We start from the raw sequence: 13,311 nt of genomic DNA, 5'->3' as shown, positions 1-13,311 counted from the left end.
GGGCCGCCGGCGTCGGACGGGCCGCTGACAACGGCCGGTTCTTCGGGTGTACGCCTGTATGTATGTGCGTATGTACGTATGCACGAGGAATCGGCCCCAGGGGAAGCGGAGACGACACGGTGACTGAAGCGATCCTTCTGGTCGGCGGCAAGGGCACCCGGCTGCGGCCCCTGACGGCGCGCACCCCGAAGCCCATGGTCCCGGCGGCGGGTGTCCCCTTCCTCGCGCACCAGCTGGCGCGGGCGCGGGCGGCGGGGGTCGAGCATGTCGTCCTCGCCACGTCGTACCTCGCGGAGGTCTTCGAACCGTACTTCGGGGACGGCTCGGCGCTCGGGCTGAGCCTGGAGTACGTGACCGAACGCGATCCGCTCGGCACGGGCGGCGCGCTGCGCAACGTGGCGTCGCGGCTGTGCTCGGGGCCCGACGAGCCGGTGCTGATCTTCAACGGCGACATCCTGACGGGCCTCGACATCAGGGCGCTCGTCGCGACGCACACCGCGTCGGGGGCGGATGTCTCGCTGCACCTCACCCGGGTCGCGGACCCGCGCGCCTTCGGCCTGGTGCCGACGGACGGGGACGGGCGGGTGACGGCGTTCCTGGAGAAGCCACAGACCCCGGAGGAGATCGTCACCGACCAGATCAACGCGGGCGCGTACGTCTTCAGACGCTCGGTGATCGACGCCATCCCCGCGGGCCGGCCGGTCTCGGTGGAGCGGGAGACCTTCCCGGGGCTGCTGGCCGCGGGGGCCCATCTCCAGGGCATGGTCGACTCGACGTACTGGCTGGACCTGGGCACGCCCCAGGCGTTCGTACGGGGCTCCGCCGACCTCGTGCTGGGCCGGGCCCCGTCCCCGGCGGTGCCGGGCCGCTGCGGCGAACGGCTGGTGCTGCCGACGGCGTCGGTGGCCGCCGACGCGAAGCTCACGGCCGGCACGGTGGTCGGCGAGGGGGCCAGGGTCGGCGCGGGCGCGCGCGTCGCGGGGAGCGCGCTGCTGGCCGGCGCGGTGGTGGAGCCCGGCGCGGTGGTCACGGACTCGCTGATCGGCGCGGGCGCGCGGGTGGGGGCCCGTACGGTCCTGTCGGGGGTGGTGGTCGGGGACGGCGCGGTGGTGGGCGCCGACAACGAACTGCGCGAGGGCGTACGGGTGTGGTGCGACGCGGTGCTCCCGGCGGGCGCGGTGCGCTTCTCGTCCGACGCGTAGCCGACCGCGCGGGTCCGCTACGCGTAGCCGGCCGCGCGGGTCCGCTACGCGTAGCCGGCCGCGCGGGTCCGCTACGCGTAGCCGGCCGCGCCGGGCCCGCCGCGCGTCGTCGTCCGGTCCCCTGTGTGGTCCGGGCGGACCGGCCCCTGCGGGGGACGCCTGCGAGGGGCGCCCTACCGGGGGCTACCCTCGGGGGACCCCGAGGGTAGCCCCCGGGGACTTCACGATCCGGACGAGACGAGAGGCCCCAGGACCCCACCCGTGGCAGGACGCTTCGCCCCCCGCCCCGCGCGCGCCCCGTACCCCACGGGTCCCGCGCGCTCCGCGCCCGCGTCGGAGGGCCTGCGCCGGCGCTGGACGCCGCCGGACGGCGCGTACGACCTCGGGCTCACCCTGGGGCCCCTGCGGCGCGGCCCCGGCGACCCGACCTTCCGGGCCGAGCCGGGTGGCGCGGTGCGCCGTGCGAGCCGTACGCCCGCCGGGCCCGGCGCGCTGCGGCTCGTCGCGCGGGGCGGCGGCGTGGACGCCGAGGCGTGGGGCCCGGGCGCGGAGTGGCTGCTGGAGCACCTGCCGGAACTGCTCGGCGCGTCCGACGAGCCGGACGCCTTCGTACCGCGCCACCGGCTCCTCGTCGGGGCCCTGCGGCGCAGACCGGGACTGCGGCTCTGCAGGACCGGGCTCGTACTGGAGTCGCTGATCCCGTCCGTGCTGGAGCAGAAGGTCACCACGGTCGAGGCGTACCGCGCCTGGCGCCTGCTGGTCCGCGCGCACGGCGAGCCCGCGCCGGGGCCGCCCCTCGCCTCCGGTGAGCCGCTCCATGTCATGCCCGACGCCAGGACCTGGGCGCTGATCCCTTCCTGGGAGTGGCACCGGGCGGGGGTCGACGCCAAGCGCTCCTCGACCGTTCTGCGCGCCGTACGGGTCGCGGAACGGCTGGAGGAGGCCGTCGCCATGGAGCCCGAACAGGCGGCCGCCCGGCTGGAGTTGATCCCGGGCATCGGACCCTGGACCTCGGCGGAGGTGATCCAGCGGTCCAACGGCGCCCCCGACGCCGTCACGGTCGGCGACCTCCACCTGCCGGGCATCGTCGGCCACGCGCTGGCGGACGACCGGCACGCGGACGACGCGGCGATGCTGGACCTCCTCACCCCGTACGCGGGCCAGCGCCACCGGGCGACCCGGCTGATCCTCCTCAGCGGGCGCGTCCCGGCCCGCCGGGCACCCCGCATGCCGGTCCGCGACATCGCCCGTCTCTAGGGCCTCTCTCCGGCCCCCTCGCTGCGGGCTCCGCCCCGTACGGCCACGGCGGTGCCGACGGCGACCCCCGCGAGCGCGGCGAGGACCACGACGTTCACCCAGCCCGGGACGAGTTCGAGGTGGGTGCCGTCGCCCCAGCGGCAGTGGCTCGACAGCGGCAGGAACCCTTCGGCCACGGTGAGGGGACCCGGAGGACCCTCACCACCCGGGGGGACGCTCACCGCCCGCTCGCAGGCGGTGCTGATTCCGCCGCTGTCCCAGCCGACGGACAGCCCGGCCACATAGGCAGGGAGCCCGACACCGAGACTCAGCGCGATCAGCTCCACCCCACGCCAGGGGCCGCCGGCGGTACGGGCGAAGAACCAGCGCCGGCGGACGAACAGATGGACGGCCTTGACCAGGAGCAGCACGACGCCGAACGGCATGGTGATGACTGCCGCGTCGATCAGGATGTCGGTGAGGTCCACGTTCGGGACGGCTCTCTTCTCTCCTTGCGGCGGTCTTGTCTCTCCTCGCGGCGGTCGTGGCCGCGCCCGGTCGCGACCGGGCGCGCCGGGTGCTAACGCACCTCGATGAACGCCTCCGGCGACCGCCCCGGCCGTTCCTTCGGCGGGGCCGCCGCGTGGCCGACCGCGACCGTGCCCATCGGGTCCCACTCCTCGGGCAGGTCCAGGACGTCCCGTACGACCTCGCGGCAGAACATCGTCGACGAGACCCACGCGGAGCCCAGCCGCTCGCCCGCCAGCGCGACCAGGAGATTCTGCACGCCCGCGCCCATCGCCACCGTGAACATCTCGCGCTCCGCGCCGTCCCGCCGGGCGTCGCCGTAGGTGTGCGAGCCGTCCGTCACCAGGCACGGCACCACGAGATACGGCGCCTTGCGCAGCACGTCACCGCGCCGGACGCGGCGGGCGATCGACTCCTCGGACTTGCCGTCGCGGCGCAGGTCGGCGATCCACGCCTCGCGCATCGCGTCGAGGAGCCGCAGCCGCGACCCGGGGGATTCCAGCAGCACGAAGCGCCACGGTGTGGTGTGGTGCGGCGCCGGGGCCGTGATCGCCGCCGCGACCGCGCGGCGGACCGCGCCCGGGTCGACCGGCTCGTCGGTGAAGTCGCGGACCGTACGGCGCTGGGTGACCGCTTCCCGTACCGCCTCCGAGGTGCCGAGCCGGAACATGTCGTCGGCGGCGACCCGCACCAGCGCGCGGGCACCGGTGTCCGCGTCGTCGGCTCCGGACGCTCCGGACGGGCTCACGAGGTGTCCCAGTCCGCTCACCACCGCCACCGGCAGATTCCCGGTCTTGCCCTTCACCAGGTCACCGGCGGCCGCCAGCTCGTCCGCCAGGGCCACGACCGTCGCGGCCAGCGGATTGCCGTGCGCGTCCGTCCCGCCGCGCAGGTCCTCCAGGACCCGTATGCCCGCCGCGCCGATCGCCACATCCGTCAGCCCGTTGCGCCAGGGCCGCCCGAAGGTGTCCGTGACGATCACGCCGAGGTCGAGCCCCAGCGCGTCCCGCAGCCCCTCCCGTATCGCCCGGGCCGAGGCATCGGAGTCCTCGGGAAGCAGCAGGACCGTGCCGGGCGGGGTGTTGGAGGCGTCGACCCCGGCCGCCGCCATGACGAGGCCCTGCCGGTTCTCGACGATGCGGAGGGGGCCGCGCCGGGCGACGACCCGTACCGTCTCCGCGTCGATCGCCGCCTCGCGGTCCGTCGCCTCGAGGATCCGGCCCTCGGCCTTGGAGACGATCTTCGAGGTGACCAGCAGCACATCACCGTCGGCCAGCCCGGCCCCGGCCGCCGCGATCAGCTTCGCGAGGTCGTCGCCGGGGCGCACCTCGGGCAGTCCCGGCAGCGCGCGCACCCCGTACGAGGGGACCGCCGGCGCGGTGGCCGCCGGATCCGTGCCGTAGCTCATGCCCGTACCTCCTCGGCCAGCGCCAGTGCCTCGCGCGCCATCGCGGCGGTGGCGGTCACGTCCGTCATCATCAGCGGGACCGCCCGGCTGCGGATGCCCGCGCCCTCGATCGCGTCCACCGCACCGGCGTCCACCGTGTCGACCAGCCAGCCGTCGAGCAGCCCGGAGCCGTAGTGCAGCGCGACCGCCGTCGCCGTCGCCTCGACACCGATCGCGGCGAGCACCTTGTCCGCCATTCCGCGCACCGGCGCGCCCCCGACGATGGGGGAGAGGCCGACGACCGGCACGCCCGCCTCGGCGATGGCCTCCCGTATCCCGGGGACGGCCAGGATCGTGCCGATGCTGACCACCGGGTTCGACGGCGGGAAGAGGATGACGTCGGCGGCGCCGATCGCCTCCAGCACCCCGGGCGCCGGCTTGGCCTGATCGGCGCCGACGGGGACGATCGCCTGCGCGTCCACGGAGGCCCGCAGCTTCACCCAGTACTCCTGGAAGTGCACGGCCTTGCGCTCGCCCTCACCCGTGGCGGAGCCACTGTCGGGCAGCGTGACCGCGACATGGGTCTCCACGCGGTCGTCGGACATCGGCAGCAGCCGTACACCCGGCTTCCAGCGGGCGCAGAGCGCCTCCGTGACGGCGCTGAGCGGATAGCCCGCGCCGAGCATCTGCGTACGGACGATATGGGTGGCGAAGTCGCGGTCGCCGAGTCCGAACCAGCCCGGCCCCACGCCGTACGCGGCCAGCTCCTCCTTGATCAGGAACGTCTCGTCGGTACGTCCCCAGCCCTGTTCCTCATTGATGCCACCGCCGAGGGTGTACATCACCGTGTCGAGGTCCGGGCAGACCTTCAGCCCGAACAGATGGATGTCGTCGCCGGTGTTGCCGATCACCGTGATGTCCGCGTCGGGCGCGGCCTGCTTGAGGCCGCGCAGGAAACGGGCACCGCCGATGCCGCCGGCCAGAACCACAATGCGCATGGAAGACAGTCTGTCAGCCGGAGGCTGATCGTTGAGGGGTGGTGGTCGGGTGACGGGTGGGCTTGTCAGGCGGGTACGACATCCTGGGCCGCCGGGGCGCAGCGGGCCGAGTGCATCGGCATCTCGGTCAGCCCCGGGTAGTAGATGTGCAGGCTCACGGCCGGTTCGATCGCGGCGTTGACCACTTCGTGGACATAACCGGGGGCGAAGACCCGCTGCGCGCCCGGCGTGAGCGTCCGGCTCCCGCTCCCCGAACGCTCCGTCAGCTCCCCGTCGAGCACCGTCAGTACGCCGGAGGAGCGGCCATGGTCGTGCGATCCGCTGCCCTGTCCCGGCACCCAGGAGAGCAGCCACACCTCGTAGCCGGGCCCGGTGCGCAGCCGGTGGTACCAGCGGCTGGTGGCGTCGTACCGGACGTGCGGGGCCCACTGGGCGCGGTCGGCCGCGAGGGTACGGGCGAGGCCGGCGAACTCGGCCACGGTGACCGGGTGCTCCCGGGCGGGGCGGAGAAGGTGCTGGACCTCAAGGAGGTCACCGGCGATCTGGATGTCGCTGTCGCTGTTCATGGGGTGCTGTGGTTCCTCGGCAGGGAAAGGGCGTGCGCTACCGGAAAAGAGGGAGGTGAGAGAGGTTCGACCGGAGCCCGGAGGGCTTCAACAGACGGAACAGCTGGAACAGCAACAGCGGGCCTGGACAGCACTGCGGAATCCACGGAGGTGGGTCGCGGGGTGCGTGCGGTGCGCTGGCATGAGACCTAAGGTCGCGAATCCCCTTCCGGATGTCAACTCAATGACCGATTTGGCCGCAATCTTTCACCACATCCGGTTGCTCCGTCCGGAGAAAGGTTTGCCCATGAGGGGGCGCGGACACATGGGGCAGCGACCGCGCTCGTAAACGCCTCGGCGCCCTCGTGATCGGACTGTGATCCGGATCGCTTCCGCGCCCGGATCCGCAACAGGATCGGGGCGCGTGACGTCTCTCCTGTCAGGAGAGGGCCGGGAGGTGATCGGAAGGGGTGATTGCGGTGGTGCGGGCAGGCCAGTGGCATGTGTCAGGTTTTTGGCGATTTGAACACTTTCCGCATAGCCTTGGTTCCGCAGAGTGAATACCGGGCCCAATAGCAGATCTCGGCTTGACCGGACCGGAGCACGCACTTGTAATTTCACTCGTGTCGTTCGGCCGCCTCGACAGCGGCCATACCCACGGGGACGCAAAAGACAGACGAGGGGCGCACATGACCGAGCTGTTCCAGCAACTGCTGGTCGAGGACGCGGAAGAGGAACTCGGCTGGCAGGAGCGCGCCTTGTGCGCCCAGACCGATCCCGAGTCCTTCTTCCCCGAGAAGGGCGGTTCCACCCGCGAGGCCAAGAAGGTCTGCCTCGCCTGTGAAGTCCGGTCGGAATGCCTTGAGTACGCCCTCGCCAACGACGAGAGATTCGGCATCTGGGGCGGATTGTCCGAGCGCGAGCGGCGCCGCCTGAAGAAGGCCGCGATCTGAACGCCGTCGGGCCGCCGAGCGGCCGCGACACCGGAGATCCACCGTACGACCCCTTACGTATACGTATATGGCGCGGTCCGCAGTCTGCTCCTCCCCGCAGACAGCGGACCGTTGTGTTTCCCGGCCCGCGCTTCCGGCTCCGTTCCAGGCGCCGACTCCCGGAGCCCGCTTCCGGCCTGCGCTCCCGGCACTGACTCCCGGAGCCTGCTCCCGGCCCGCGTTCCAGGGGCCCACTCCCGGCGCCCGCTTCCGGCCGCGCCCTCCCCGCAACTCCCGCGCCCCCGTGTACCCGCGTGACCCCGCGCGCACGCCGGGGGCTCCGCCGGGCGGCGCGCCGGGCACTCCGGCGGGCCGCTGCGCCGGGGACATCGAGCGCCGGGCGCCCCGCGCGTATTCCTACCGTTAGTGTGGGGCCCCGTCCGAGACGCTCCAACGCCCCTTCGGGGCGACCCCCGGCCGGAGGGCCCGCCACCTCAATGTCCCCCACCACCGCCGCGTTCGTTCCCGCCACCACCAGCGCCCCCGAGTTCCCGCGCCATGTCGTCACCGCGGTGCTCGTCGCCCATGACGGCGCGCGCTGGCTGCCCGACGCCCTCGCGGGGCTGCTCGGCCAGGAACGCCCCGTACAGAACGTCATGGCCGCCGACACCGGCAGCGCCGACGACTCGGCCCGGCTGCTCACCGAGGCACTCGGCGACGAGCGCGTGCTGCACCTCGCGCGCCGCTCCGGCTTCGGCACCGCGGTCGAAGAGGCCGCCACGACGGCCGGGGTGCTCACCCCCGACGATCTGCCCTATTTGAAGCGGCCCGGCGGCTGGGACCCGGCCACCAGGACCTGGCGCGACGAGAACTACGACCTGCCCGAACTGCCGCACGGCGAACCGGTGCACTGGCTCTGGCTCCTCCACGACGACTGCGCGCCCGCCCCCGACGCGCTCGCCGAACTCCTGCGCGTCGCCGACTCCGACGCGTACGCCGCCGTCGTCGGCCCCAAACTCCGCGGCTGGTACGACCGCAAGCAGCTCCTCGAAGTCGGCGTCTCCATCGCCAACAGCGGACGCCGCTGGACCGGTCTCGACCGCCGCGAACAGGACCAGGGCCAGCACGACCAGGTCCGTACCGTCCTCTCCGTCTCCTCGGCCGGCATGCTCATCCGCCGCGACGTCTGGGAGGAACTGGGCGGCTTCGACCGCGGACTTCCGCTCATGCGCGACGACGTCGACCTGTGCTGGCGCGCGCACGCCGCGGGGCACCGGGTCCTCGTCGCCCCCGACGCCGTCCTGCGCCACGCCGAGGCGTCCGCGCGCGAGCGCCGTACGGTCGACTGCGCGGGCCGCTCCGTCGTCAACCCGCACCGCGTCGACAAGGCCGGCGCCGTCTACACCATGCTCGTCAACGCGCGGGCCGCCGTGCTCCCCTACGTGCTCTTCCGGCTCGTCCTCGGCACCGTCCTGCGCACCCTCGCCTATCTCGTGGGCAAGGCACCGGGACAGGCCGTCGACGAGGTCACCGGGCTCCTCGGCACCCTGCTCCGGCCCGGACGGATCATCAGCGCCCGCAAGGAGCGCGGCAAGGGCGTCGTCGAGGCGGCCGAACTGCGCCCCCTCTTCCCGCCGGCCGGCGCGACCGTCCGCGTCACCGTCGAGCAGATCGCCGCGAGCCTCGGCGGCGACTCCGACTCCGACTCCGGCGGCTCCCGCCACGGCGCCGTCGAGTCGGGACCGGGCGGCGACGACGCCGACTACATGGAGATCGAGCAGTTCGCCCGGCTGAAGAAGCTCGCGCACAAGCCAGGACCCGTCCTCTTCGCGATCCTCCTCCTGGTCTCGCTCGTCGCCTGCCGGGGCCTGCTCGGCGGCGGCGCGCTCGCGGGCGGCGCCCTGCTGCCCGCGCCCGCCGACATCTCGGGACTCTGGTCCCGGTACGCCGACGGCTGGCACCCCGTCGGTACGGGCGTCACCGACACCGCGCCGCCCTACCTCGCCGTACTGGCCGCCCTGTCGGTCCTCTTCCTCGGCTCCACCGGCCTCGCGCTGACGGTCCTCCTGGTCTGCTCGGTCCCGCTCGCCGGGGTCACCGCGTACTTCGCCTCCCGCTCGCTCGTCCCGTCCCGCCTGCTGCGCGCCTGGGCGAGCGTCGCGTACGCCTTCCTGCCCGCCGCGACCGGCGCGCTGGCCACCGGCAGGGTCGGCACCGCCGTCCTCGCCGTCCTGCTGCCGCTGCTCGCCCGTGCCGCCGTCTCCGCGTACGCGATGCGCGACGGCGCCGACCCGCAGACGCGCGGCAGCTGGCGCGCCACATGGGCGTACGCCTTCCTGCTCACGTTCACGATGGCCTTCACGCCCGTCGTGTGGCCGCTGGCGCTGGTACTGGGCCTCGGCGTGCTGGTGCTGCGCCGCGGTGAGATCGCCGCGTACGGATCGCGTGTCCTCGCCGGGCTCGGCACCCCGCTGCTCCTCCTCGCGCCCTGGTCGTTCTCGCTGCTCACCGATCCTTCCGCGCTCTTCCGCGAGGCCGGTCTGGAGTTCGGTACGGGCTCGGCCTCCGCGCTCGACCTGCTCGGGATGAGCCCCGGCGGCCCGAAGGCCGTCGGCGGTGTCCTGATGCTGGGCATCGTGCTGGCCGCGCTGGCGGCGCTGCTCCGCGCCGAGCGGCGGTTCGCCATCGGCTCGGCGTGGACCGTCGCGCTGGTCGCGCTGGTCTTCGCCGTCCTGACCAACAACTCCGGGTGGGCGGGCCCTGCCACCCTCGTCTACGGCCTCGCGATGATCGCCGCGGCCATCCTCGGCGCGGACGGCGCCCGGATCCGGGTCGCCGCCGAGAGCTTCGGCTGGCGCCAGCCCGTCGCCGTGCTCATCGCGGCCGCCGCCGGACTCGGCCCGCTGATCGCCGCCGTCGGCTGGATGCTCAGCGGCGCGGCGGGCCCGCTGGAGCGCCGCGACCCGGTGCAGGTGCCCGCCTTCGTCGCGGAGGAGAGCATCACCCGCGACCAGCCGCGCACCCTGGTCCTCGGCGGCACCTCGCCCGCCGAGGTCTCGTACTCCCTGGTCCGTGGCTCGGGCGGGCGGCTCGGCGACGCCGAGCTGACCGCGGCGGGCGGCGGCGACGCACGGCTCGACAAGGTCGTCGCCAACCTCGTCGCCGGCTCCGGCGCCGACCAGACCGACACGCTCAGCGGTTTCGCGATCCGCTACGTCCTGGTAAGGGACGGAGCCCCCGCCGAGACCGGCCGCGTTCTCGACACCACCCCGGGCCTGACCCGGCTGAGCCAGCTCGACGGCAGCGCGCTGTGGCGGGTCGACCGGCAGATCTCGCGCGCCACGATCGTCGACGGCAAGGGCGACGGCGAGTCGCTCGCGGTCGCCGCGGGGCCGGTCGAGGCGCACACGGAGATCCCGGCGGGTGCCGCCGGACGCGTGCTGCGGATCGCGGACCGGGCCGACGAGGGGTGGCAGGCCACCCTCGACGGCAAGGAGCTGACGAGGAAGACCGTCGACGGCTGGGCCCAGGGCTTCGAACTCCCCGCCGAGGGCGGCCGGCTCGACCTCACCTACGAGGACCCGATCACCCACACCGCGTGGGTCTGGACCCAGGGCGCGCTCGCGCTCGTCCTGCTGGTGCTCGCCCTGCCGGGGCGCCGCCGGGAGATCGACGACGACCTGCCCGACGAGGACGAGGGGATCCCCGCCCAGCCCGTGGAGGGCGAGGGCCGCAGGGCGCGTCGCCTCCGGGCGGCGGCCGAGGCGGAGGCCGGGGCCGAAGCCGGGGCCGAAGGGGCTGCGGGGGCCGAAGCAGCCGCAGTGGCCGAAGCGACCACCAAGACCGGCGAGCAGGCGGCGTACGGTGCGGTGCCCGCGCAGCCGGCGTACGACGAGTGGGACAGCTCCACGTACGCGAACGCACCCGCGACCGCACCCGCACCCGCGGATTCGGGCGCCGCCGCCGGCGCGCAGGTGGCGCCCGGCCAGGACCCGTACCAGCAGCAGTACCAGCAACAGCAACAGCCCTACCAGGGCGACCCGTACCAGCAGCAGGGCACGTACGCGGAGCCCGGCCAGTACACGGAGCCCGGAACGTACGACCAGCAGCCGTACCAGCAGCACCAGCAGCACCAGTACGACCCGTACGGCTACGGACAGCAGCAGCCCTACGCCGACGGCCGGCAGAACGACCCGCGTCAGCGCCCCGACGGGAGCAGCAACCAGTGAACCGTACAAGCCTCTCCCTCATCGCGGCCGCCACCGCCCTCGCCGCCGTCACCGGGTTCGCCTCGATGTCCGCCCCGGCGGACGCGGACACGACCACCGCGGGCGCAGCCGCCCGGCTCCCCGTCGAGCGCACCAGTCAGCTCTGCCCGGCGCCCAGCGTCTCGGACGTCGCGGAGACCACGTACACCTCCGTCACCCCCACGGGGAAGGGCGGCGCGGACAGCGCGCCCGCCGCCGACGCGGGCGGCACGGCCGAGCTCAAGGAGTCCACGGTCACGCTGGCCGACCCGGGCGGCGCGGACGGCGACAAGGCGGGCGACGGCAAGAAGGACGACAAGGAGAGTGAATCGGCGCAGGACGACGCGGGGAAGGGCGCCACCGGCGAGGACGGGAAGTCCTTCATGACCCTCAAGGAGCCCGGCACCCCCGTCTCCGCCGAGGCGAGCGGCGCCACCTCACCCGCGCTCGTCGGCACGGCCACCGGCCGCTTCGCCCCCGGCTGGACCACGCAGCAGACCACCACGGTGACCGTGGGCGGCGCGCGCGGGCTGCTCGGGATGACCTGCACCGCGCCCGACACCGACTTCTGGTTCCCCGGCGCCAGCACCGAACGCTCCCGGCAGGACTACGTCCACCTCACCAACCCCGACGACACCGTCGCCATCGTGGACATCGAGCTGTACGGGGCCGACGGCGCCGTCAAGTCCGAGACGGGGGAGGGCATTCCGGTGCCCGCGAGGTCCAGCGTCCCGGTGCTGCTCTCCACCCTGACCAGTGAGTCCGCGCCCAATGTGACCGTCCATGTCAGCACCCGCGCGGGCCGGGTCGGCGCGGCGGTGCGCGCCGCGGACGACGCGGGCGGCAGCGACTGGCTGACCGCCTCCGGTGCCCCGGCGGACAGTGTGGTGCTGCCCGGCATCCCGAAGGACGCGACGGACGTGCGGCTGGTGGTCTTCGCGACCGGGTCCGCCGACGCCGACCTGAAGGTGCAGCTCTCGACCCCCGAGGGCACGATCACCCCGGCGGGACTGGAGAGCCTTCACGTCAAGTCGCAGATGACGGCCGCGCTCGAACTGGCGGACGTCACCAAGGGAGAGGCCGGTTCCCTGGTGCTCTCCCCGTCCGGGAGTCCGGCCCCGGTGGTCGCGGCGCTGCGCGTCGTGCGGGGCAAGGGCGAGAAGCGGGAGATCGCGTTCATCCCGGCGACCGCCCCCATCACGGCGCGCGCGACCGTGGCCGACAACCGCGCCAAGGGTTCGACGCTCTCGCTGACCGCCCCCGGCGCCGCCGCGAAGGTCAGGGTCACGTCCTCGCCGGGCACCGAGGGGGGCGAGGCGACGGTGGAGACGTACGACGTCAAGGCGCGGTCGACGCTGGCCGTCACCCCGAAGGCGCCGGCCGGGCTGAAGGGCGCGTACGCGCTGACGGTCGAGCCGGAGTCGGGCGGCCCCGTCCACGCGTCGCGCACGCTGGAGCTGCCGGAGGACGGGGTGCCGATGTTCACGGTGCAGACGCTGCCGGACGACCGGGGCACCGTGTCCGTACCGAGGGCCAGGGAAGACCTGTCCATCCTGGACGACGGGAAGTAGCGCCCTTCAGGGACCCTCGGTCACTCCTGTCCGTACCGGGGGTCGACGGACTCGGGCGCCAGCCCCAGCAGCTCCGCGACCTGTTCGACGACGACCTCGTGCACCAGCAGCGCGCGGTCGTCGCGGCCTTTGGTACGGATCTCCACGGGGCGGCGGTAGACGAGGATGCGCGCCGGATGATCCTTGCCCGCCGGGGCGGAGCTGCCGAGCGGAACGGTCTCCTCCAGGGTGCTGGGCACCTCCATGACGAGGAACTCGACATCCGCGAGCTGCGGCCAGCGCCGCTCCAGCCGGTCCACGGAGTCCCGTACGAGATCACGGAACGACTCCGAGCGGCTGGTCGAGAGCGGCACCTGGGGCGGGGCGACCGGCCCGCGCATCCCCCGGCCGTGGCGGTCACGGCGGCGCGGCCGGGGCTCGGGCGGCCGGGGCGGTACTGGACTGTCCATCACTGACGCAGCGTAGCTCTCCGGGGCGCTCCATCATCGAGGCTCGGACCTCGTCGGAGGCCATGTCGCATGGCATGTCGCATATTGAGCATTCAGGCCAAGCTTGGGCTCGATTCCCGACGTACGCATGATCGTCGATCCCTCGCGCATTGACGGGTTTGTCCCAAGTCGCGACCGTGTCACGGGCTGTCGTCGGCTCGTCACTCCTCTTTCCGT

General features: G+C 73.6%; 10 protein-coding genes. 5 read left to right on the top strand and 5 right to left on the bottom strand.

The features are described from left to right. The first annotated feature begins 119 nt into the window (after positions 1–119). Both ACFXKG_RS25940 and ACFXKG_RS25935 read left to right on the top strand, forming a co-directional pair. Entirely contained in the window at positions 120–1,202 is a 1,083-nt protein-coding gene (locus ACFXKG_RS25940) for a sugar phosphate nucleotidyltransferase (RefSeq protein ID WP_384843654.1), read from the top strand. A gap of 261 nt (positions 1,203–1,463) precedes the next feature. Continuing rightward, positions 1,464–2,459: a DNA-3-methyladenine glycosylase family protein gene (locus ACFXKG_RS25935; protein ID WP_384843651.1), complete on the top strand. Its 996-nt coding sequence runs from the start codon at positions 1,464–1,466 to the stop codon at positions 2,457–2,459. On the opposite strand, the gene ACFXKG_RS25930 is transcribed toward ACFXKG_RS25935, so the two are convergent. The 4 genes from ACFXKG_RS25930 to ACFXKG_RS25915 all read right to left on the bottom strand — a co-directional run bounded on the left by ACFXKG_RS25930 (position 2,456) and on the right by ACFXKG_RS25915 (position 5,917). Continuing rightward, the gene (locus ACFXKG_RS25930) at positions 2,456–2,926 is read right to left on the bottom strand and encodes a hypothetical protein (protein ID WP_384843648.1); all 471 of its coding nucleotides are present in this window, start codon (positions 2,924–2,926) and stop codon (positions 2,456–2,458) included. The two genes, ACFXKG_RS25935 and ACFXKG_RS25930, sit on opposite strands and share 4 nt — an antisense overlap. 92 nt (positions 2,927–3,018) lie before the next feature. Then, positions 3,019–4,374 carry a coenzyme F420-0:L-glutamate ligase gene (locus ACFXKG_RS25925; RefSeq protein ID WP_384843645.1) on the bottom strand — a complete coding sequence of 452 codons (1,356 nt, stop codon included), beginning with the start codon at positions 4,372–4,374 and terminating at the stop codon, positions 3,019–3,021. Further along, positions 4,371–5,351, bottom strand: a complete 981-nt coding sequence (gene cofD / locus ACFXKG_RS25920) for a 2-phospho-L-lactate transferase (protein WP_384843642.1) — start codon at positions 5,349–5,351, stop codon at positions 4,371–4,373. Before cofD ends, ACFXKG_RS25925 begins: the two co-directional genes overlap by 4 nt. Positions 5,352–5,416: 65 nt before the next feature. After that, positions 5,417–5,917, bottom strand: coding sequence for a cysteine dioxygenase (locus ACFXKG_RS25915; protein WP_384843639.1), 501 nt, complete (start codon positions 5,915–5,917; stop codon positions 5,417–5,419). 668 nt (positions 5,918–6,585) lie between these two features. On the opposite strand from ACFXKG_RS25915, the gene ACFXKG_RS25910 reads away from it, so the two are divergent. From ACFXKG_RS25910 to ACFXKG_RS25900, 3 genes are all read left to right on the top strand, one after another. Next, positions 6,586–6,849, top strand: coding sequence for a WhiB family transcriptional regulator (locus ACFXKG_RS25910; protein WP_030742398.1), 264 nt, complete (start codon positions 6,586–6,588; stop codon positions 6,847–6,849). Positions 6,850–7,325: 476 nt separating this feature from the next. Then, positions 7,326–11,057: a glycosyltransferase family 2 protein gene (locus ACFXKG_RS25905; RefSeq protein WP_384843635.1), complete on the top strand. Its 3,732-nt coding sequence runs from the start codon at positions 7,326–7,328 to the stop codon at positions 11,055–11,057. Beyond that, the gene (locus tag ACFXKG_RS25900) at positions 11,054–12,646 is read left to right on the top strand and encodes a DUF5719 family protein (RefSeq protein ID WP_384843632.1); all 1,593 of its coding nucleotides are present in this window, start codon (positions 11,054–11,056) and stop codon (positions 12,644–12,646) included. The genes ACFXKG_RS25905 and ACFXKG_RS25900 overlap by 4 nt, the downstream gene beginning before the upstream one ends. 20 nt (positions 12,647–12,666) lie before the next feature. Here ACFXKG_RS25900 and ACFXKG_RS25895 read toward each other — a convergent pair whose 3' ends face one another. Beyond that, a complete protein-coding gene (locus ACFXKG_RS25895) occupies positions 12,667–13,095 on the bottom strand; it encodes a metallopeptidase family protein (RefSeq protein WP_365808434.1) in 429 nt (142 codons plus the stop codon). Positions 13,096–13,311 lie beyond the last annotated feature (216 nt).

The organism is Streptomyces sp. NPDC059255, assembly GCF_042752355.1.
Classification (GTDB): domain Bacteria; phylum Actinomycetota; class Actinomycetes; order Streptomycetales; family Streptomycetaceae; genus Streptomyces.
This window is presented reverse-complemented; position numbering and strand designations above follow the sequence as displayed.

Coding starts and splice junctions, on each gene's coding strand:
- ACFXKG_RS25925 (WP_384843645.1), bottom strand. CDS start 4,374: ATGAGCTACGGCACGGATCCGGCGGCCACCGCGCCGGCGGTCCCCTCG.
- cofD (WP_384843642.1), bottom strand. CDS start 5,351: ATGCGCATTGTGGTTCTGGCCGGCGGCATCGGCGGTGCCCGTTTCCTG.
- ACFXKG_RS25915 (WP_384843639.1), bottom strand. CDS start 5,917: ATGAACAGCGACAGCGACATCCAGATCGCCGGTGACCTCCTTGAGGTC.
- ACFXKG_RS25910 (WP_030742398.1), top strand. CDS start 6,586: ATGACCGAGCTGTTCCAGCAACTGCTGGTCGAGGACGCGGAAGAGGAA.
- ACFXKG_RS25905 (WP_384843635.1), top strand. CDS start 7,326: ATGTCCCCCACCACCGCCGCGTTCGTTCCCGCCACCACCAGCGCCCCC.
- ACFXKG_RS25895 (WP_365808434.1), bottom strand. CDS start 13,095: ATGGACAGTCCAGTACCGCCCCGGCCGCCCGAGCCCCGGCCGCGCCGC.